This window comes from Gimesia alba (genome assembly GCF_007744675.1).
Lineage (GTDB): Bacteria > Planctomycetota > Planctomycetia > Planctomycetales > Planctomycetaceae > Gimesia > Gimesia alba.
Genome location: NZ_CP036269.1, coordinates 815,136 through 835,859 on the forward strand (window position 1 = coordinate 815,136; position 20,724 = coordinate 835,859).

General features: G+C 49.4%; 20 protein-coding genes and 1 tRNA gene. 9 read left to right on the forward strand and 12 right to left on the reverse strand.

Features of this window, described 5'->3' with window-relative positions; translation table 11 throughout:
• Positions 1 to 280: 280 nt before the first annotated feature.
• Positions 281 to 1,081 carry an MBL fold metallo-hydrolase gene (locus Pan241w_RS03115; protein WP_145210819.1) on the forward strand — a complete coding sequence of 267 codons (801 nt, stop codon included), beginning with the start codon at positions 281 to 283 and terminating at the stop codon, positions 1,079 to 1,081.
• A 535-nt stretch (positions 1,082 to 1,616) separates the two neighbouring features.
• The gene (locus Pan241w_RS03120; protein ID WP_145210822.1) at positions 1,617 to 4,535 is read left to right on the forward strand and encodes an efflux RND transporter permease subunit; all 2,919 of its coding nucleotides are present in this window, start codon (positions 1,617 to 1,619) and stop codon (positions 4,533 to 4,535) included.
• Here the strand turns inward: Pan241w_RS03120 and Pan241w_RS03125 are convergent, their stop codons facing one another.
• The 4 genes from Pan241w_RS03125 to Pan241w_RS03140 all read right to left on the reverse strand — a co-directional run bounded on the left by Pan241w_RS03125 (position 4,536) and on the right by Pan241w_RS03140 (position 7,488).
• The gene (locus Pan241w_RS03125) at positions 4,536 to 5,462 is read right to left on the reverse strand and encodes an alpha/beta hydrolase (RefSeq protein WP_145210825.1); all 927 of its coding nucleotides are present in this window, start codon (positions 5,460 to 5,462) and stop codon (positions 4,536 to 4,538) included.
• Positions 5,459 to 6,049, reverse strand: coding sequence for a 16S rRNA (guanine(966)-N(2))-methyltransferase RsmD (gene rsmD / locus Pan241w_RS03130; protein ID WP_145210828.1), 591 nt, complete (start codon positions 6,047 to 6,049; stop codon positions 5,459 to 5,461). Before rsmD ends, Pan241w_RS03125 begins: the two co-directional genes overlap by 4 nt.
• Positions 6,050 to 6,153: 104 nt before the next feature.
• A complete protein-coding gene (locus tag Pan241w_RS03135) occupies positions 6,154 to 6,723 on the reverse strand; it encodes an FHA domain-containing protein (RefSeq protein WP_145210831.1) in 570 nt (189 codons plus the stop codon).
• Between the two features lie 201 nt (positions 6,724 to 6,924).
• A complete protein-coding gene (locus Pan241w_RS03140) occupies positions 6,925 to 7,488 on the reverse strand; it encodes a response regulator transcription factor (RefSeq protein WP_145210834.1) in 564 nt (187 codons plus the stop codon).
• Positions 7,489 to 7,896: 408 nt separating this feature from the next.
• On the opposite strand from Pan241w_RS03140, the gene Pan241w_RS03145 reads away from it, so the two are divergent.
• The 3 genes from Pan241w_RS03145 (at position 7,897) to Pan241w_RS03155 (ending at position 9,226) form a co-directional block, all read left to right on the forward strand.
• Positions 7,897 to 8,226, forward strand: coding sequence for an HU family DNA-binding protein (locus Pan241w_RS03145; protein ID WP_145210839.1), 330 nt, complete (start codon positions 7,897 to 7,899; stop codon positions 8,224 to 8,226).
• Positions 8,227 to 8,756: 530 nt separating this feature from the next.
• Complete coding sequence (gene csrA, locus Pan241w_RS03150; RefSeq protein WP_145210842.1) at positions 8,757 to 8,969, forward strand: carbon storage regulator CsrA; 213 nt, start codon at positions 8,757 to 8,759, stop codon at positions 8,967 to 8,969.
• Between the two features lie 182 nt (positions 8,970 to 9,151).
• A tRNA-Glu gene (locus tag Pan241w_RS03155) sits at positions 9,152 to 9,226 on the forward strand.
• Positions 9,227 to 9,240: 14 nt separating this feature from the next.
• Here the strand turns inward: Pan241w_RS03155 and Pan241w_RS03160 are convergent.
• Entirely contained in the window at positions 9,241 to 10,470 is a 1,230-nt protein-coding gene (locus tag Pan241w_RS03160) for a DegT/DnrJ/EryC1/StrS family aminotransferase (RefSeq protein ID WP_198000300.1), read from the reverse strand.
• Between the two features lie 195 nt (positions 10,471 to 10,665).
• Here Pan241w_RS03160 and Pan241w_RS03165 point away from each other — a divergent pair, with 195 nt between their 5' ends.
• Together Pan241w_RS03165 and mutY are read left to right on the forward strand one after the other, a co-directional pair.
• A complete protein-coding gene (locus Pan241w_RS03165) occupies positions 10,666 to 11,772 on the forward strand; it encodes a GTP-binding protein (protein WP_145210847.1) in 1,107 nt (368 codons plus the stop codon).
• A 55-nt stretch (positions 11,773 to 11,827) separates the two neighbouring features.
• Positions 11,828 to 13,036: an A/G-specific adenine glycosylase gene (gene mutY, locus Pan241w_RS03170; RefSeq protein ID WP_145210850.1), complete on the forward strand. Its 1,209-nt coding sequence runs from the start codon at positions 11,828 to 11,830 to the stop codon at positions 13,034 to 13,036.
• 29 nt (positions 13,037 to 13,065) lie between these two features.
• On the opposite strand, the gene Pan241w_RS03175 is transcribed toward mutY, so the two are convergent.
• Both Pan241w_RS03175 and Pan241w_RS03180 read right to left on the reverse strand, forming a co-directional pair.
• The gene (locus Pan241w_RS03175; protein ID WP_145210853.1) at positions 13,066 to 13,584 is read right to left on the reverse strand and encodes a hypothetical protein; all 519 of its coding nucleotides are present in this window, start codon (positions 13,582 to 13,584) and stop codon (positions 13,066 to 13,068) included.
• 111 nt (positions 13,585 to 13,695) lie between these two features.
• Positions 13,696 to 14,115 carry a hypothetical protein gene (locus Pan241w_RS03180; protein ID WP_145210856.1) on the reverse strand — a complete coding sequence of 140 codons (420 nt, stop codon included), beginning with the start codon at positions 14,113 to 14,115 and terminating at the stop codon, positions 13,696 to 13,698.
• Positions 14,116 to 14,315: 200 nt separating this feature from the next.
• On the opposite strand from Pan241w_RS03180, the gene Pan241w_RS03185 reads away from it, so the two are divergent.
• Entirely contained in the window at positions 14,316 to 14,909 is a 594-nt protein-coding gene (locus Pan241w_RS03185; protein ID WP_145210859.1) for a hypothetical protein, read from the forward strand.
• 8 nt (positions 14,910 to 14,917) lie between these two features.
• Here Pan241w_RS03185 and Pan241w_RS03190 read toward each other — a convergent pair whose 3' ends face one another.
• From Pan241w_RS03190 to Pan241w_RS03205, 4 genes are all read right to left on the reverse strand, one after another.
• The gene (locus Pan241w_RS03190; protein WP_232107340.1) at positions 14,918 to 15,550 is read right to left on the reverse strand and encodes a transposase; all 633 of its coding nucleotides are present in this window, start codon (positions 15,548 to 15,550) and stop codon (positions 14,918 to 14,920) included.
• A gap of 179 nt (positions 15,551 to 15,729) precedes the next feature.
• Complete coding sequence (locus tag Pan241w_RS03195; protein ID WP_145210865.1) at positions 15,730 to 16,518, reverse strand: DUF6985 domain-containing protein; 789 nt, start codon at positions 16,516 to 16,518, stop codon at positions 15,730 to 15,732.
• A 139-nt stretch (positions 16,519 to 16,657) separates the two neighbouring features.
• The gene (locus Pan241w_RS03200; protein WP_232107341.1) at positions 16,658 to 17,293 is read right to left on the reverse strand and encodes a transposase; all 636 of its coding nucleotides are present in this window, start codon (positions 17,291 to 17,293) and stop codon (positions 16,658 to 16,660) included.
• A 501-nt stretch (positions 17,294 to 17,794) separates the two neighbouring features.
• Positions 17,795 to 18,277 carry a division/cell wall cluster transcriptional repressor MraZ gene (locus Pan241w_RS03205; protein ID WP_145210871.1) on the reverse strand — a complete coding sequence of 161 codons (483 nt, stop codon included), beginning with the start codon at positions 18,275 to 18,277 and terminating at the stop codon, positions 17,795 to 17,797.
• A gap of 454 nt (positions 18,278 to 18,731) precedes the next feature.
• Here Pan241w_RS03205 and Pan241w_RS03210 point away from each other — a divergent pair, with 454 nt between their 5' ends.
• Positions 18,732 to 19,070, forward strand: coding sequence for a hypothetical protein (locus tag Pan241w_RS03210; protein ID WP_145210874.1), 339 nt, complete (start codon positions 18,732 to 18,734; stop codon positions 19,068 to 19,070).
• A gap of 100 nt (positions 19,071 to 19,170) precedes the next feature.
• Here the strand turns inward: Pan241w_RS03210 and Pan241w_RS03215 are convergent, their stop codons facing one another.
• A complete protein-coding gene (locus Pan241w_RS03215; RefSeq protein ID WP_145210877.1) occupies positions 19,171 to 20,544 on the reverse strand; it encodes a Gfo/Idh/MocA family protein in 1,374 nt (457 codons plus the stop codon).
• Positions 20,545 to 20,724: the final 180 nt, after the last annotated feature.

Below are 20,724 nucleotides of genomic sequence, written 5' to 3' on the forward strand. Positions count from 1 at the left end.
GGCTCTGATTGTCTGGTTTTCCTGAGTGATGAGGGTTTGCATCAGCGTGCTGGTTTCCCTTGAAAATCGGACATATACCCCTACATCTGCTTTGATAATGGTTGTTTCAGTGAATTGGCCCGCATAGAATGACGGGATCACTGAGACTGGCTTTGAGGGGTTCCCATCTGTCGGGCGTCCGTTTTAGGAATGCTGTTCCTGCAAGGCTCTCAAGCAGTCTTTGCTTTTCTGAACGAACGAAATCAATCACTGAGCTTAACCATACGAGGAGCTAACGGGAATGTTGCCCCGCCGCGAAGTTTTTCCACACGTTATCGAAATCAACTATCAGGCCAGACAGCGTTTGGGATGTTGTGTTTACCTCGTATTCAATGATCAGAATGAATGGTTGTTGATTGATATCGGGTACGAAGATACGGTTTCCGAAATCATCGAGATGATCCGCCAGATGGATTTTCCGCTGGCGAATTGTAAATATCTGATTGCCACGCACGCTGATGTGGATCACATTCAGGGGTTGAGCCGTGCCAAAGAGTTATTGCCTGCAGCAGAAGTCATAGCGCACCCAAGTGCGGCTCGCTTGCTTGAAGTCGGAGATCGGATCAGTACTTATGCCGAGATCAGTGCGCAGGGAATTTCGATCGATATGCCTGCCTGCAAGGTGGATCGGGAAGTCAATGAAGGTGATGTGATTGAGCTGGGGAAGGACATCCAGCTGGAAGTCTGGCATACCCCCGGTCATACCGACGGTCAGCTGGCCTTTCGTTTCGGCGATTTGCTGTTTTCCGGTGATAACATCTATCGTGACGGCTGTGTGGGACACATTGATGCCCATCACGGGTCCGATATTCCTGATTTCATCAAGTCCCTGGAGCGCATCCGCGACTGCGATGCCAAATGGCTGCTACCCAGCCATGGTCCCATTTTTCGGAACAAAAAAGAACTGCTGCAGGCGACTATTGATCGTTTGAATACATACCTGCATATGGCCGATTTTGGGACGTGTGCCATCGATTGGCCGTTGCAGGACGAGTGGGATGAAGAACTGCTGAAGGGATTTGATCCCGAGACCGCCGAATAATCGCCGCTGTATTGTGGTGTTATGTTCATATTTCATGCCGTTTCGAGGCCCGTTTTCTGCCTGCTGCGCTGAACAGGAAGTCCCATCACGAGGGAGAAGGCCTGTTTTTTTCTGTTTTTTGCTGGTAAGCAGGGCCTCTAAGAGGGAATTCCTGCTGCTATAATCCGCAAAATTGGTATCATTATCAGAATCTTCATCACAAACACAAATGTTGTTTGTGTTGCGACAAGTTCAACCCGATACGACGACGAAAAATACCGATGCGGGGCGATCGTAAAAAGTGATATCAGAACGGAATCAGCAGAGAGCTTTTCCGTTTTTTTGTACATTCGAGATTGATTCAGATTGTGAAAGAGTGACAATTCAGGGGAGCTGATTTGAAAAAGCTCTGGTATTCTCTGGAATTAAACTCAAGTCAGATGTATGAGATGAGCATTTCAGGATCAAACAATTTTCAATTTGAATTTCGCCTTCATTGTGGAACGGCTGAGATTCATTGATTTGATAAAGCCTCTTGGGGCAATTGGAATAGTTAATGGCTTCGTTTTTTCAAAAGCGCGATCCGTGGGGACATAGTCTCTCGTTATGGGTTGTGGTTTTCATGATCTTCATTACCCCTGTGTTGTTCGGGGTTTTGCGTGAGATCCGACAGGAAAACAACGTTGAGAACTGGTTGCCTCCCAACGATCCCCAATCAAAAGTTCTCTCCTGGCACCGTCACAGTTTTGGCATTGAAGACCGGGTCCTGCTCTCGTGGGAAGGGAGTTCGCTGACGGACTTGCGGGCCAGTCGCCTGAAAACCCTGCTGTTGGGGACTCCTGACGAAGACGGGATTTATCGCGGCGGTTCGCCTTATATTCAGAATGTTGTCACGCCTCAGGATGCCATCCAGAAGATGGTGGAAAACAAGATTGAGCCGGCCGAAGCGCAAGAGCGGATGAAAGGCGTGTTGCTGGGGACCGGAGCTCTGAAAATTCAGCTCACCGCAGCCGGCCGTAAAAGGCAGGATCAGACGATTCAAGAACTGATCACCAAAGCGAAGAGCGAATTAGGCATCGTGCTGACCGTGAAGCCTGCTTTTAAAGAGTGGGTGGAGATCGTCGATGAATCAAATCCGCAGGCGGAAGTCGTCGAGACCCCTGCCAATGATGACGAAGAGCAGGTCGATTTCAAAGCGCTGGTTGCTGCGATTCCGTCGCATGATTTTCAAGTGACCTGGCCGCGGATGCAGCCCGATTCCAAACTGACTGACCAGATCAAGCAATTGGCCCTGTCTCTGAAGCGGCCGACGATTCTGCCTGACTCTCAGTCTGAGAAATCAGAACAGAATAGTAAATCTGCGACCACGCACCCCGCTCTGGTGGAAGATTGCTTTTTTGCTGTGGGGACGCCGATTGCCGTTGCGATCGAATTGTCCGATACGGGAGACGCCGACCATGCAGCTGCGGTTGCTGCCGTCAAATCTGCCGCGTTTAAAGCGGGCATCCCGGAAGCGGGCCTGCATATGGGGGGCCGCCCTGTCGCGGGAGCCGCCCTGAATCGAATGGTCAAAGAGTCTTCCTGGAATACGGCCTATCCTGCCTGGCAGTTTCATAAGCGGTCTGTGACACTGTTTTCCGGGTTGATTGGAATTGCTTTGGCATTTCTGATGTTACGCAGCGTACGGCTTTCCTGCCTGGTCCTGTTGGTCTCTTATTATACTACGTTTGTGGCTGTGTCTGTGGTGCCTTTGACGGGGGGAACCATGAATATGGTTCTGGTCGTGATGCCGACCCTGTTGACGGTGCTGACGCTGTCCGGTTCGATTCATGTGGCCAATTACTGGAAACATGCCGCGCATGTCGACATGAAAAACGCGGTGGCACAAGCCGTGGAAATGGCGCGGGCTCCCTGCATGATGGCCAGCCTGACAACCGCCATTGGTTTGGCTTCGTTAATGACCAGCCCGCTCGCACCCGTGCGTGATTTCGGTCTGTACGCATCAATTGGCTGTCTAATTTCGCTGTTGATGGTCTTGTACGGCTTGCCTTCATTGTTACAGTTGTGGCCGGCCAAGCCTCCCAAAGAATCTGAGGTTGATACCAGACACTGGCAGAAGTTCGGGCGTGTGTTATCCCGGCATCAGGTTATGGTGTCGATGGGTTGCCTGGTGATTTTTGCTGCCTCCTGTTACGGCTTCAAATGGTTTCGGACAGAAACGAAGGTCATCAAATATTTTCCGGACTCCTCCCGCGTGATTCAGGATTATTTATTCCTGGAAGAAAACCTGTCGGGGATTACGCCCGTCGATACGGTGATTTGCTTCGATGAAACCGCTCAGAAAAACATGAATTTTGTTGAGCGGGTCGAGTTGGTTCGCAAGATTCAACAGAAAATCGCTGAGCATCCGGAAATCAGCGGTTCCGTATCGCTGGCTGATTTTAGTCCGGTCACAGAACCGCCGCCCGAAGATGCAAGCACCGCGAAAAAGTTAATGTATAACAGACGGGCTCTGATCACGAAAAAACGAGTTTTCAAAAGCCTGACACCCGATTCTGAGGACTCAGAAACAGAAACGAATACCCCGCATTCGGCGACCGCCAAATCGTTTGTGCATATCGCTGATGACTCAATCGATTTGGAACAGGAATCGGCCAACGGCCCCCGTGAAGTGACGGTGAAAAAAGGAGACGAAATGTGGCGGATTACCGCCCAGGTCGCGATTATGACCGACCTGAATTACGGTCATCTGACGCGAGATCTGAACCAGGTAACGCAGTCGGTATTGCGTGATCACGCGGGCACGACGCATCTGGTAACGGGGACGATTCCGCTGTTCCTGCGAACTCAGCAGGCGGTGCTCGAAAGTTTGATTAAGAGTTTCGGCTTGGCCTTTGCCGTGATTGCGGTGGTGATGATGATTCTGCTCCGCAGTCCGACAGCCGGCTTGATTACCATGTTGCCGAACCTGATGCCGATCGGCGTGGTCTTCGGGTTGATCTCCTGGATGAAAATGCCCGTTGATATCGGCACGATGATTACCGCCTCGGTGGCGCTGGGGATTGCCGTGGATGGGACCCTGCATTTGCTGACCTGGTTCAAGATCGGCATTGAAGAAGGCAAGACCAAGAGCGAAGCCGTCGCTGCAGCCTTGGGACATTGTGGCCCGGCGATGTGGCAGACCAGTGCTGCGGTGGGAATCAGTCTGGCAATGTTGTACCCGGCAGAATTGCTGCTGGTGAGCCGCTTTGGGATCTTGATGTGTGCTCTGATCGCGGCGGCCTTATTGGCGGACATTATTTTCTTGCCGGCGTTGCTGGCGGGACCGCTGGGTTCGCTGATTGTGACTTCGCTGAGAAAAGAGCAGGAGGCAGCAGCGGCAAAAGCCCCTTTGTTGCAGGAAGGTAAAGCGACAAAACCGCATCTCCCGCAGGCAATTAAGCGGACGCAGTCTGAAAAGACTCTGGAAACCTGATCAGTGCGTTTTCCGGCCTTTTGATGCTCCCGTAATGTGGTTGAGGAACGCAAATAGTTTCTGAGTAGGCATATCATTGGCAAGACCAATTTCTTGATTGATCGTCATATGAGTTTTGCCCGGCGCAGGAATGACACTGACGTCGATCCGATTCGCTTTGAGTTTTTTGGCCAGGCTTTCCGATTGTCGTTTGGAGTCGGCCCGGTCGGCGACATGCAGAATCAAAAACGGGGGGATGGATCGATTCCTGCGGACATACGTCAGCGGCGAGGCTGCTTTCCAGGTTTTCTCGTCCTCGCCGAATACGCTGGTGTAAATTTTTTTGCCCGTCCTGCCCGCGGTCTTGATGCGATCGGTGATATCATAGCCGGCGCCATCCAGTAAAATCGTGCCCTTGATGGTTTTCAGCGAGAGGGACTGCTGTTTGAGATAAGTCGGGTTGAGCGACACCAACGCAACCAGGTGTGCGCCGGCCGAATGCCCCATCAGAAAGATTTGATCGGGATTCCCGCCGTATTCCCGGGCATGATCACGAACCCAGTGAATGGCCTGTGCGACGTCCTGTGCCTGTTGATCATAAGTGGCACCAGGGTGGAGTCGATAGTTGATGCTGACGAGCAGGTAACCGTGTTGCGTGAAAGCCAGCGGTTTATTATCGACGCCGCGCTTATCACCAATTTTCCAGCCGCCGCCGTGCACCCAGATCACGATGGGGTGATTCTTGCCTGATTCAGGAGCGTAGATGTCGAGGCTTTTGAAATGCTTGCCGAAGCGGATTGAGGAATCATAGGGGACGTGGAGCACCGTTTTGAATTTCGCCGGGGGCGTCTCATTTTCCGAACGGGCAATCTGGTTGGAGAAGGCTACCAGCAGGAGTGTGGCGATCAATTTCCAGGAACAGGATCGGAAAACAGAGCGATGTTTCATGGGGTCTGGCCTTGTCGTTTTTTCATGAAGTGCAGATCCATGCTCGATTTTTGCAGTAGATCATATTCTTCCCAAATTGGCGGACATTCGAATTCGGCGTCTCGCGGTGCGCGGAGGATCAGATGGCAGTCGTCTGAGGAAACAGTTTCCCGCGCGAGCCGTTCCATCGATTCGTAGAGTCTGGATCCGGGTTTCAGATCGTCGAGCATCTTATAAGGGGGATCGAAAAAGATCAGATCGAAGGGAACAAAATCCGGGACGTTTTTCGGGCGGAACGAGGAGAGCAGGGCATTGGTTCTCCAGCAGAGTGTTTCTTCATCCGCGCCAATGGTTTCCACGTTGCGTTTGAGGAGCTCGTGTGCCTTGCGGTCCTGCTCGATAAATACAACGCTGCGAGCGCCTCTGCTGAGTGCTTCCAGGCCGAGTGAGCCTGTGCCGGCATAGATATCGGCCACACGTCTTTCCTTGACGGTATCTCCCAGCCATTCAAAGAGGACTTCTTTCACAAAGTCGGTAATGGGACGCGTGGTCTGACCGGGATTCACGTGTAATTTTCGGCGACGGTATTTTCCTGCAATAATACGCACAGCGATGTCATTTCAATAAAAATGGGTGTGGCCCCATGGCTCACACGGATGGTAAATCGACTTTAAATCGTGATTGTAGAAAGACTTGTTGGCAATGAGAAGTATTACTCACTTTCCCGTTTCTGTTGTGCCACGCGTTCCCAGTGCTGTTTGATAATGTCAGCGGCTTCCTCGGCGACCGAGTGATATTCCTTTTTTTTCGGGCTTTTGGGTGCGGGGTTCGAATCAGCGGGCGGCATATTTGAAGTAGGAATCACCGTGGTGTCACCGGCAGTAGACGTTTCGGTCTCAGTCACTTCTTCCGAGAGCCAGCTCGAAATATCATCGTCTGACAGCGGCGCCGCTTGATCTGGTTCCAGATTCGTCGGCTTTTTGATCTTGGTTTTCGTGCCGGCTAATTCGAAGACCATCGGCCCGATTCTCAATAGATCTCCCGCCTGAAGAGGCGTTTCTGTCTGGATGGCGATGTCGTTGATGAACGTTCCGTTGCGGCTTTCCAGGTCATCCACGAACAGTTTCCCGTCGCGGATTTTGATCTGGCAGTGCATACGGCTGACGTCAGAATCAGAAACACGGATATCGCATTCCAAGTCTCGCCCGACCGTGATATCTCTGTCGGGAAGTTTTAGTTTTTTTCCCTGATATTTGCCTGTCTTGATGATGAATTTTGGCATGGGGCTCTCAAATCAAATGATGAATTCTGTTTTCTGAAATCAGTGGATCTCAGGTTGTTTGTATGGGTTTTATTCGTAGAAGTATGCTGGATTGTTTTTATTCAATCTCACCAGGGTGAGTAAAGGAGTCGGTTGAATCCCGGGATGGCTATTGTGTATTCAAAATCAGGAAATCCGAATTCGGGACTGAGTTAGGTTTGATTAATCATGCAGCGGAACCATCAGTGCTTCATTACAGGAGGGACAGGTCATTGTGCGTCCCCGGTGTTTGCTGCGCACTTTTAGTTTTTTACCACAGGGGCAGAAGAAATGAATCCGTTCTTCGGAATTCACTTTCGCAGCAGGCAAGTGTTCCTGTTCCCAGAGATCGTGGGAGATTTCTTTAATCAATTCGAGCAGTTCATCGGGGTTACAGGGTTTGAGTAGATAGCCGTCCGCACCGACGCGTGTGGCCAGTTGGCGCGATTCCGGAGAATCGATTGCCGTCAGAATGAGTATGGGAACATGGCTTTCTTTTTGTTTCATATGTTCGCAGATTTCGAATCCACTTTCGTGAGGCAGAATCAGATCCAGGATAACAAAATCAGGTTTGTGCATACTGAAAGCGGAGTGAGCCTGCCCTCCATCTTTGGCAAGCGAGACATGATAGCCGTGTTCTTCGAGCAGTGTTTTCAGAAACAAAGCAGTGTCTTGTTCGTCTTCAACCACAAGAATATGATTCACAATTGATTGCGTCATATCCAGGCGAATGTCATGCGTAGCCATAGTGGAGACTCCCTGTTTTCAGTGTCCCCGATTCCGTCGGGCTTCATTAATTTTTAACTGGTTGGCAGGTCAGAGTTTGTACTGTTTGCAAAATGGGTTGGTATGGAAAACGGTAATCCGTCAATAGTAGTTCGCCGTCAAATTGTAAGTTCTTAAATAAAAGCCCTCTTTTTATTATCCCAAAGCGACAAATAAATGACACGCTAAAAGAATTTTTTTCGGCGGAAATGCCAAAAAGTCCTGAAAAACAGGGGCAAACACATTGACTTTTGGAATTAAGATTACTTTACTTACGCTTGGCTTGGGGAGACTTCAGTCTTGAAACCAGGCATGACACAATTTCGCAACTCATTATGACGAAGTGGAAATCACTTCTTTCATTTTCAATTCCAGTATCAGGAGTTCACGATGGCAGCAAAGGCTACGACTAAAGATAAGCCACTTACCAAAACAGAGATCCTCAATGCACTGGCTGAAGGTTCTGGACTCACCAAGAAAGAAGTGACTGCTGTTCTTGATGAATTAAGCACACTGATTTCCAAGAATCTTGGAAAGCGTGGTCCTGGCGTCTTTAACATTCCTGGGCTCCTGAAAATTCAAGTTCAGCGGAAACCAGCTACCAAAGCCACAACCCGCCCCAACCCATTCAAGCCAGGCGAAATGATGCAGGTTGCAGCCAAGCCAGCCCGCAACGTCGTCAAGGTACGACCTCTCAAAGCACTGAAAGAGATGGTTTAATCACCCTGTCTGCTTGAATTTAAAACACGATCATGGAAGGTGCAGTTTCCACTCTTGGAGGCTGCACCAGACATGGGTCGGTTTCTGGATTCAAGAAGATAAAGGGGTCTAACATCTGTTGTCGTGCTTCACTTTAATTTACCGAAGTTTTCTCATGCATAAGAGAACTTTCAGGTCAAAAACTCTGAAAAACCAAAATTTCTTTGAAATTTAGGCGTTTTTTGTGAAGCCGGATGCCGATGAGTCCTTTCAGACAAATGTTTTCGTAAGTGTAGATTTGACTATAGCTTACGTCTGCAGTGTAAACCCTCAGCTTCAGGTGCGTTTCTTCTCTTGATCCCACTTTGCAGTCGCACTGCGCGCCTGCCCTGCGCTAGCCTCTTGACGGTATAAATGTGGGCATGTAAAATCTGAACGTTAATGATTGATTGGTATTATTACTGATTAATGACAGTAGCGCTAAGCCTTCCAGAGAGCGCTAGATCAGGATTTACGTAGGATGCATCAGGTATCCTGAAAGAGAAGACGGCATGTTAGTATTATCTCGTAAGAAGAATGAGAAAATTGTAATCGACGAAAATATCGTCATTACGATTGTCGAGATCCGTGGTGACAAAGTTCGCTTGGGAATTGAAGCCCCTCGTGAAGTTCCCATTCACCGTAGTGAAGTTTATGAAGCAATTCAAAACGAGCAGAATTCGGTTTCAGAGACAGAAAACGATACGACTGAGCTAATGCAGTGATTTCGAATTGTGCCATTATGAATACTAAAAAAGCCGCCAGTGGGTGGCTTTTTTTATTGATCGATTTCCAGGTTTCTTGTCGCTCGGTTTGCGGAATTCAAAGTTTTTTCAGAGAAGATGAATTCTATTAACGCCGTCCGCTTGACTTATCCGATGGAAACCTTAGATTACTATTTCGCTTCGGCCCCATCGTCTAGTTAGGCCCAGGACATCGGGTTTTCATCCCGAAAACAGGGGTTCAAATCCCCTTGGGGTCAGTCGACAGCGAGGATCATTCAAATGAAAGGTCCTCGCTTTTTTTACGGCTGGTGTCAAGTTGGCCGCTGGTGGACATCTGAATGATTTCTTCAGCGTGCTGATGAATCCGGGCGACAGCCGTGGCAATCAGATCCATGTTGTTTTGATCGGTCAGTAAAATCGGATGATGCAGGACCACGAGATTCTGATCGCAGGCGGTGGCGACGGGGAGTTCATCCATTTGTCTGAAGCGTCGCTTGCTGTGAATTGTGTGCAAAGCTCTGAAGCCCGGATAGAAGGCAATCCCTTCAGATTGCATTGACGTACAGAACAGCTCTCTAGTGAGGCCTGCGAAGTGCTCTGGATCATACTTGAAGCCCAGTTTGTAATACCCGGGGCAGGAGTCCGCTTCATTAGTGGAGTTGGCTTGAGAGAGGCTGGTGAGCCCGGCGTGATCGGCGAGCTGTTGCAGCAGACGTGTGACATTCTCCTGACGTTTTTGATTCTGATGCGGCAGTGTTTTCAGTTGGGGGATCAGCAATGCTGCCTGTAATTCTGTCAGGGGGTAGGCATCATTGCCCCGAAATGAGTAGAGTCGGATGCGTTGTGCGATCTGGGGTGAAGATGTCATAACCGCACCGCCGCGGCCTGCTGTCAGCAGTTTGCTGCCACCAAAACTAAGAACGCCAATGTCTCCAGTACTGCCGGCGGTACGTCCTTCAACTTTGGCGCCCGGAATCTGGCAGGCATCCTCTACTACGGGAATTCCCCACTTTTTGGCGAGGTTCATCACAGCTGACATGGGAACCAGGCCTCCGTGTAGGTGTGATACCAGAATACATTTTGTCGAGTTAGTGATAGCCTGCTTTATCAGGTTAAGATCCAGATTACAATTTCGACTGTCGACATCAACGAGTACCGGCGTGGCACCGGTGGTCAAAATATTCTTGAAGTTTCCTTCGAAGTCATACGCCGCGAGGATGACTTCATCGCCCGGGCCGATGCCCAGGCCGCGCAGGGCCAGCTCGATGGCAACGGTTCCGCTCGAACACAGAATCACTTCATCGGTTTCGTGGAAGGCCGCCAGTTCCTGTTGTAACTCCTGAGAGCAGGGGCCATGGTATTTTCCCCATAACCCTGTTTCCTGTGCCTGCTGTAAGGCCTGGTTGATGTCAGGAGAGGCAAAAGGCCACTCGGGAGGGCCTTCCGGAAAGTAGGGAGCTCCCCCCAGAATGGCCGGCTTTTCTCGTGTTGAACTGTTCATAAGCTTCGTTGTCAGGGTCCGTATTTTGATTGCCAAATGGGAATTCTGAAACAACATCCTATCGTACTTAAGAATGTTTGATTAAACTAAATGTAGACGAAATACAGGAATTTTTGTTACTAACGACCGTTTGTGAGAGCAGCCGGTGTTAATATTGAGTATTCGAAAATCAATTTTATCGTGAATGGGTGCAGCATGTCACATCAGATTAAATTTATTATGGTTGGTGGTTTCCTGGGGGCGGGGAAAACCACGACATTAGGTCGGCTGGCAAAGTATTATGCGGATCAGGGCTTGAATGTAGGGGTTGTGACCAACGATCAGGCAGCAGATCTGGTAGATACCAATGCGCTACGTTCCCAGGGGCTGCATGTCGGCGAAGTGGCCGGTGCCTGTTTCTGCTGTCATTTTAACGCACTGATGGAAACGATTGAAGAACTGGGATCAAAATCGAAGCCGGACGTGATTCTGGCAGAGCCGGTGGGAAGCTGTACTGACTTGGTGGCAACGGTGATTCAGCCCATTAAGCGCTTGTTTGATGCTGAGTTTACGATTCACCCTTATGCGGTTCTGATGAAGCCCAGTCATGGCCGAAAGATTTTGAAAAATGAGACGGGCTCTGGTTTCTCCCCGAAGGCTGCTTACATTTTGAGGAAGCAGATGGAAGAAGCGGATCTGATTCTGATTAATCGAATTGACGAACTCACGACCGAAGAAGTCGACGAACTCACCGGTCTGATTGACGAGAATTTTCCCGGGACTCCCGTTTTGAGAACATCCGCACTCACGGGCGAAGGCTTTGAAGGACTGGTTGAGTTTCTGGAGCAAGAGGGCGATTTCGGGAGTAAGGTTCTGGATATCGATTATGATATCTACGCCGAGGGAGAAGCAGAGTTGGGCTGGTTAAACAGCAGCGTGCGGCTTACTTCCGAGACATCCTTTTCTCTGGATCAGTTGTTGCTGGATGTGATTACCCAGTTGCAGGCTTCGTTTAAAGAGCAGGGGGTTGAGACGGCACATCTCAAGACCATCGGACTTTGGGAAGGCTTTTTCGGCGTGGCCAATCTGGTGAGCAACGACAGTGAGCCCAAGTTGTCTCTGGCTTCTGACTGCACAGTGAATGAAGTGGATCTGATCGTGAATGCCCGTGTCGCCTGTGATCCGGAATCGTTAACGGAGCAGGTAACGCAAGTCTTGCAGAACTGTGCGAAGGCATTGAATGCGAAGCTGGAGATTCGTCAGACGCAGAGTTTCCGTCCCGGCCGTCCTGTACCCACGCATCGCTACGCCGCGCCTCAGTAAAGTTTGATGTCAGGCTTGTCACTTTTCGGATGTCTGCTACAGTAGCGAAAGAGCCATGTCTGATCTGAATACTTTATTTGAAACGAAGCGGCGGCAGCGATTTCGCCGGCAATTAATTGCGTGGTATGCGGCGCATCAGCGTGATTTACCCTGGCGGCGGCTGGCTGAACCGTATGCGGTCTGGATCAGTGAGATCATGCTGCAGCAAACGGTCGTGGCAGCCGTGATTCCCTACTTTGAAAAGTTTCAGGATCGCTTTCCCGATGTGCATGCGCTGGCATCTGCTGACGAGAGCGAAGTACTGCAGCATTGGGAAGGGCTCGGATACTACAGCCGGGCGCGGAATATTCATAAGGCGGCCAAGATCGTCTCAAATGAGCTGCAGGGAGAATTTCCGCAGAGTGTCGAGGGCCTGCAAAAATTGCCGGGAATCGGTCGCTATACGGCAGGGGCGATTTGCTCGTTTGCGTATGACGAGCGGGCACCAATTGTTGAGGCGAATACGTTGCGGCTGTATTCGCGGTTGATCGGGCTGGAAGAAGATCCCCGATCCAAGGCTGGGCAAAATCAGCTGTGGGAATTTGCCGAGTTGATCCTGCCGCGGAAGTCACCCGGCGATTTCAATCAGGCGTTGATGGATTTGGGGAGTCTGGTTTGTACGCCTCAAAATCCCGATTGCGGTGCATGCCCGGTGAGTGCCGGGTGCGAAGCCTTTTTGAACCAGCGGCAGCATCTGATTCCCCGTCCCAAGGCACGTCCGGAGATCACGCCGTTGACCGATGCCAGCATTGCCGTTTTCAGGGAGGACGCCGTCTTGATCCGACAGCGGGAGTCAGACGAGCGCTGGGCCGGCCTGTGGGACTTTCCCCGGTTCACGCTGGAGGATTTAAATGGTGTGTCGCATCCCGCTGCCACTCGCAAGAAAAACAGTGGGCAGAAGCTGCTGTTTGAAGAGACACCGCGTCAAACGGCACGAGGCGTTGAGATGCCCGCCGGCTTGCCCCGCGATGTGCTGGGGCAACTGGAAGCATATGTACGAGATCACGCGGGCGTGGAGGCGGCCGTTCAACAGTTCGTATCCGAGATCCGTCACAGCGTGACCCGATATAAAATCCGGTTGCTTTGTTTTATCGCGCAGGCGGAGCCTGCTGATGCAGGAGATTCCGCAGGCAGCTATCAATGGGTCAGGGTAAGCGATCTGGAATCGTATCCGTTGTCAGTGACGGGGCGCAAATTTGCGAAACTGCTGGCGGAACTGGTGTAACCGTTCGCAGAGCCGAAATAGAATAGGCGTTAGCCCCGGCTAGACTCGTTATCACCGGAGTTAATCTTACTGACGAGTGCCCTTAGCTTTTCGAGCTGATTCCGAATATCGAAAAGTGCTTTGGAATCCACCTCGCATACCAGCTGCAATCGGAGGCAGTTGACGCTCCAGCCTGGTGAGGGAGAGTGACACACGATTTTCAGGCCACCGTCGCGTTTTTGCTGAAAGCGGAGGTCTAGGTAACCATCGAGTCCCAGGAGCTGCATTTCGTTTTCGGAATTTGTCGGTTCTGTGAGGACCGTTTCGAGCTCCTGCAAGGACTCGGGCTCAACGAAATCACAAATGTCATATTGGAGTCTACGTTTCTCTTCTTCATATCGTGCCGTCAGGTAAAGGCCATAAATGCAGTTCCGATGAGCAGGGGCGAGGTTTCCGTTGGTGTCCTTCTCGTAACCGGTGGGAATAATCCGCAATCGTGCCGGCCCGAAGTGTTCAGAGATGATGGGAAAACACAATTCATATTGTGGTAACCACTCCGGAAAGGGCATGCAGGAACTCCTGAAGAGGTGAGTCTTGAGAAAGGCCAGATAGAAAAAGGGGGCAGGACTCTATCAAAGATACCTGACCCCTTTATGCTTTTCTTCTATAAGTAAATTATTTTATTCAAAAAAATAACTAAAATCTCGCTGTTCGGTCTCCCATTCACTTAAATGCCATGCACCCTTATTACCTTTAATAAATGTAGCAAATATGTAGGGATTTGCTACATTTTCAATTTTAAACACAAAGTGCTTTCTTCGCACACTGAAACCAATTATACGTTCTCTAATCGGTTTGACTATCTGATCAAATTGTTCTTTCGAAATTCCCTCCCTCAAACTCTCATTAACAGTTTGATTCTGAGTCAATTCTGTTTTCATATCAACTGATGATTGTATTTTGGGAGAGGCTGGAATAGATACGAGATACTCCTTATTTGACATGTGATATTTGTTATGTGTTAACTGATATGTTAATAAAAACACAATACTAATCATTAAGGTTGCTAAGAACAAAATCCGAGTTACCCTACTTTTCATCCAATTTACCTTAACTAAAAAGGGGGCAGGACTCTTAGATTATACTGACCCTTTTTATATCCTAATTTCTTTTAAGCTTCGTATTCATGAAAAGCAGTAACATAATAAAAAAAATATTCGGTCTCGAGAAAATTATTTTATTTGTTTTTGTATCTCTGTGCTTTGTTGGACCATGTATATGGTGGGATTCGAATAGCTATGTGAGTTCAGATGAATTATGGGATGCCATTCAAAGAAGTAAAATTAGCTCGAGTGATAGATTACTGTTACACCATCTAGTTTATGATGATAAAGCATGGAGTTCAGGACTTATTGGCACATATCTTTCTCCTGGTCTAGAAAAACGGATTGTCTGGCAATCAAAGTACCAGAATAATTCGGGAGGTTTTAATCATATTTTTCTTTTGAATCAGTATCTAGAACCTGGAGTAAAGCCTTTGTTTCCTGTCACCTGTATCATTACCGACAAAGATTTTAAACTTCAGGCATGGGAAACGTTTATTCTTTCATCTTCAGGAATAAATTCGGTCGAGATTTCTCAAGATACTGAAAATCTATTAATTGTTACAGCAGTATGTGGTTGGACTTACGGAAAGGGTATTCACAAATATGCTTTGTATTCAAATAAAATAACTGATTTAGGAAATGTCCAATTCAAACAGTTTAATCGGGGAGAAACGCCTGAGACGTTATTGGTTCCTTTCATGTCTGAAAGTGAATTTCGATCACTGAATTTGAATTTCTCTAACCGGATTAGAAGAATGCTTACTGAGAATAGGAAACTTGCAAGATAAAAAAGGGGTCAGGACTCTTTTCTGGTGCGAGGCCTGCCGCGGGGGCGGGTGGTGCTTTCTAATGAGAGCCTTTTGGCTGTGTTGCTGGTCCATTTTTCGTTGCCGAACGGGGTGCCGCGGACGTTGCATTTTCGGAGAGCGGCCAGCTCGGCATCGGTCTGGGGTTTGTTGACCAGGGCGCGCCAGTTTCGTGGCAGCGGTGGATTCTTTGGCGTCGCCAGCCATTCCGGCGTATCCTGTTTCTGCTGTCGGGCCCAGGCGGAGCCGTATTCCCACTCCTCTGCCTTCTGGACCAGATTTGCCCGCAACGGGTTGCGTTCGACGTAACGCATCACGGTCAGTAAATGGTCGTCAGACTGAATCGGAAACGACTTGAAACGTCCCTGGTACAGGTGGCCGGTGCCGCCGGTTGCGTAGTGAGCGTGCCAGCGCATTGTGTGGGTGACGGTGAGCAGTCGAAAGAAGTCCGTCAGCTGGGTATCCGTCGTGGGCCGTACGACAAAGTGCCAGTGATTGGGCATCACTGACATCGCGAAGATCGGCAGAGGATTTTTCTGCCACGTTTCCTCCACCACCCGCATAAACGCAGCATAATCGTCCGGCTTCTCGAACAGAGTCAGCCGCGCAACAGACCGGTTCATCACATGAAACACCTCACCGGCAGGACAGATTCGTTTGGCTCTAGGCATGCCCCAAGTCTAGCAGAAACCAGAGAGAATGAAAAGAGTCCTGACCCCTTTATCTGTCCACATTTCAATTCACCACACAAATTGCTCGTTATGTTATTGCGAGTCATATGAAATCTCATAGATTGCAGAGATTATGGGCGACTATTTTTCCACGCAAGGCACTTTTTAAGATACAAGTTCAAATGCTTAGCAGCTTCAGGGCAGTCTTTCCAGATTCTTTGAAATTCAGAAAATCGCTGTCCCAGAATCGGGGATCGTTTCTGTGCTTGTGGAGAATTTGGAGTGAATAACAGGAAAGTCTGATTTATTAGTGCTTTACTCTCAGTTTCTACATTAGCGATATCAGCAGCCAGTCGTTCTGCTGATTTTAAATCTACAACCTTGGACACTAGCTCAAGATAATGCTCTTCACAATCAATACTTTTATTAATCAATTCCTGATCTTCTGGAGAAATTGTTTCTGGTGGTCCTCCTCCTCGTTCGCCAGCCCCTGCCCAATTTAAAGCCTTTCTTCGATGCGTTAAAATGCTAAAGCCGTGTTCGTAATCCAATGAAGTTCTGAAATCAAATGCGATATATGAAACCTTGTTTTTATGATCCGCCAGAATCGTAACGGTATTTGGTTCTACTAATTCGTAAAATCCATCTAAAGTATTCAGTCGTTTGCGAATGTCACGTTTTTCACCATTTAACGAGCTTAGTTCAGGAAGCGACTCTGAATAGTACGCTGATTTACATTGCTGAAAGGCATATTTTAAAGTGGCTTTTGCAATAGGATTTGCATTTGCACATAAATATTCAAATGCAGCTTCTTGTTCAGATGTGGGCGGTTTACCATCTTGTGACTCAATTTGGAGCTCTAGCAACACCGGTCCATTATTCGGTTCACTTTTTTCTGATGCTTCGGAGAGATAATCCACATCACAATCCCACAGGATTCAAACCCCGATAATTCCACATTTCCAAGCCAAGCTTCATACTCAGGTGCGTAATTCATTTTGTCAATAATGCTCATGGCAACAACCTATTATCAAGATATTAAGGAAATGGAAAAAGGGGTCAGGACTCTTTTCTGGTGCGTGGCCTGCCGCGGGGACGGGTGGTGCTCTCCAATGAGAGCCTTTTGGCTGTGTTGCTGGTCCATTTTTCGTTGCCGAACGGGGTGCCGCGGACGATGCATTTTCGGAGAGCGGCCAGCTCGGCATCGGTCTGGGGTTTGTTGACCAGGGCGCGCCAGTTTCGTGGCAGCGGTGGATTCTTTGGCGTCGCCAGCCATTCCGGCGTATCCTGTTTCTGCTGTCGGGCCCAGGCGGAGCCGTATTCCCACTCCTCTGCCTTCTGGACCAGATTTGCCCGCAACGGGTTGCGTTCGACGTAACGCATCACGGTCAGTAAATGGTCGTCAGACTGAATCGGAAACGACTTGAAGCGGCCCTGGTACAAGTGCCCGGTGCCGCCGGTCGCATAGTGGGCGTGCCAGCGCATGGTATGGGTCAGGGTAAGCAGTCGGAAGAAGTCCGTTAGCTGGGTATCCGTCGTGGGCCGTACGACAAAGTGCCAGTGGTTGGGCATCACTGACATCGCGAAGATTGGCAGCGGATTTTTCTGCCACGTTTCCTCGACCACCCGCAAGAACGCAGCACAATCGTCCGGCTTCTCAAACAGAGTCAGCCGCGCAACAGACCGGTTCAGCACATGAAACACCTCACCGGCAGGACAAATTCGCTTCGATCTAGGCATGCCCAAAGTCTAGCAGAAACCAGTGAGAATGAAAAGGAAAAAGAGTCCTGACCCCTTTTCTGACCCGCCCCTTTTCTGACCCGGACCAAGTCGTGAAGGGGCAGAAGGAAGCGTTTTCTATTGGTGACGAAATAGAATTGGCGAGAAACCGGGGCTAACGCCCTGCGGCTAATGGTTAAAACAAATTCAGCGGCGGTGAGACGATTTTACTGCGCTTTACACAGTGCATAAAAAATCCCCATTCTCAAAATTGCCTGAGATTGAGAATGGGGAAAACGTATTTGACTCAAGAGAAGAAAGCGGCATCCGTGCCAAAAAGACCTTCCATGGAATTAAGCCTTTAGGGTGAATCGGATGTGATGGGGATACTGAATGAGTCGCCCGCTTCTCCTGTCGTCAAAGACGCTAAAGAACAATGTGTATTGTTTTTTGATTGTAGGTATCGCCAGGCAAAGGCTAGCTGGACAGGTCTTTAAAGAGTGTCCCGAATTCAGGCATGTCCTGTTCCAGAAGGTTTTGCCAGGCTTCCAGATTCCAGATTTCAACACAGATCACTGCGCCGACAATCATGACTTCCTGGTTGGGTTGCACTCCCAGAAATTCTCGAAATCCTTCGGGTATTGTGCAGCGAGAGCGATTTGCCAACTGGATGGTCCGATTTCTGGTCGACAGTAATCGTCCCAGGCGTTGCACTTCCTCCCAGCGGTTTTCCAGTCGGTGTGCCTGAATTTTTTGTTTAATCAGATCCACACCCTGCTGGTGTCTGGCTTGCCAGTCTGCGGCTTTCCAGAGGCTGAGACATCCGGCTCGTTCCTTGGTCAACAGCGTTTCCCCGGATTCGTCAGTAATCGCCTGGGCCATTTCTACGGGAAGAGAAATACGAAAGCGGTCGTCGACCGTTCGTTTTGTTTCTCCCGAAATAAATGTTTCGCCGTTCATGGCCAGCCTGCGAAAGGGGGAATGCGTGTATCAACTCTCCACAATATTGAGTGATCTCAGTATTGTACTGGGCGGATAACCCACAATCAACTAGTTATTAAAGATCAATTGGGTAAGAAACCCACATAAACAGAATTTACAGTTCGTCGATCAAAAAGGCAATCATCGATTGTCCAATTCTCCTGATTTTATCAATTTTTCTATCTGGCTTTGATTCAGGTGAAAATCTGTCACAAGCGATGGATCACGAGTACGGCGTGATTTTCAGCTACCTTCGCTGGTGGCGATCCGTAGAATGTGCCGCCTGGGTTTCGTTTTCGCGACGCCAGATCGTGTTTCTGAATTCGAAATCGTCTTTGCAAAAAAGAGAACCGGGGCTAACGCGCTTCGGCTAATAGCGAACACTTGACTGCATTGTTCGCAGACAGGTGTTTTTCAGACAAGGAGATGAGTCATGTTGTGCTTCCTGCATTTCGTATTGAAATCTGTTTTCTGTTGTTTCGGGAAGAGTACGAATCATGAGGGAGGCCAGGAAAGTCCCCAGTTCCGAAGTGGTGCTGAAGACCGTTCAACTGGTTCCGAACGTGTACCATTGCGTGTTGAAAGCGCGCCGAAGTGTGTCGAACGTCATAAAAAAAATGCTGAGCAGACGGCAGCAGGTCAGATTCTGCAGGTGATGATCAGCGAAACATCACCGCTGAACCCGCTGCGGAATGATCAGTTTGTGCCGCTGGTTCAGGTGAAGAAACCGGTTTTCTCGCGCGCGACGCATAACGGGGAAACAGGTGCTTAAACGGAACGAAAAAAGCGAACTCCGAAATGATTTCGAAGTTCGCTTGTCGTTACATTTTTAGAACATTTTATTCAGAGACAAACGGAGTCGTTAGTGAATCTTAATACTCACGACGTTTCAGGATACCCGGCAGTGGAACAGGGTAGGAGCCATCGGCGCGAGCGAGAACCGGCGCGGGTGAGTCCAGTGTCAGTTTGTCGACATCCGGAGCGAATTCCTGTTCGCAGTTGAGCATTTCGTCGAAGGTGACAACCTGCCCGGTGTGAGCGGCCATGCGCCCCATCGAAGTGACCAGGCTGGCTTCAGCACCGCGCCGGACTTCGTTGTAGGGCTGATCGTTTCGAATCGCGCTGATCAGGTCATCCCATTCCACCTGATACGGATTCGGTTCCGGTTGCGGGTAAGCCCAGAGGAGGTTGTCTTTATCTTCGTTATAGCCTTTATAGATTCGCGACTTGGCGGGATGATGAGCCGACGTGGAAATCACGGCGAGCCCTTTTGTGCCATGTGCAAAGCTGGCAAATTTCTGTCGGCAGCCAGGAATGGTACGGCCGCGGAGGAACATTTTGGTTCCGTCGGCGAACGTGTATTCGACGCTGTAGCTGTCGAAGTTCTGGTCGACATTATCGCCGCGGTAGTGACGTCCGCCGGATCCATCGGCACGAACAGGCCAAGCATTTTTCATCCAGCAGCTTTCGTCGATGTTATGAATCAGGAAGTCACTGAAACCGCCACCACTGGCCCAGAGGAACCCGTGGAAGCGAGAGATTTGATACATCAACTCGCTCATGTCAGTCGTATTGGGGCCGGTGGCTGCCGATCCGGTGGGACCCGCCATACGGTAGGCGCGGAGTTCGAGGATGTCGCCGATCTGTCCATCCTGGATGCGGTCGTACAATTCCTGTCGTGCTTTACAGTGACGGCACATCAGGCCGACGCCGACTTTGAGGTTTTTCTCTTCCGATTTTTTCGCCAATTCGAGCATCTTCCGAGTACTGGGGCCGTCCACGGTAATCGGTTTTTCCATGAAGACGTTGATGCCTTTTTCGATGGCATAACCGAATTGGACCCAGCGAAATGCAGGTGGAGTGACGAGCAGCACGACGTCGCCGGGGCTGAGGCAGCTGATTGCTTTTTCGTATCCGTCAAAGCCGATGAATTTCTGATCGTCGGGAACATCGACTTTGTCGCCGAATTGTTTTTTGAGACTTTTGTAGCTGGTGTCAAGACGGTGGTCGAAGACGTCTGCCATGGCGACCAGTTTGATGGGGCCGCTGCTTGTGGAGAGTGCGTTGGCGGCTGCTCCGGTTCCACGTCCGCCACATCCGACGAGGGCAATTTTGATGGTGCTTTCATCGGCGGCGTAGACGTGTGGAATTGCCGTTCCGGCTAACACAGAAGCCCCCGCTGCGAGTTTACTTGAATTCTTTAAAAAGTCGCGGCGTGATGAGACATTCTTGGGCGCTTCACTCATATTGGGGCTCCTTGGTAGTTGATAAAAAGTAGATCAAAGCAGGTTGTAATTTCATCTGATCGGCTGCTTGCAACAGGACCCTGAAACAAGGCCGTTTTTTCTTTGTCTATATAAGAGTACGAAAATAAATCAGATAAAGACAAAAGGACATATGATAATATTTGATTATATCAATGCGAA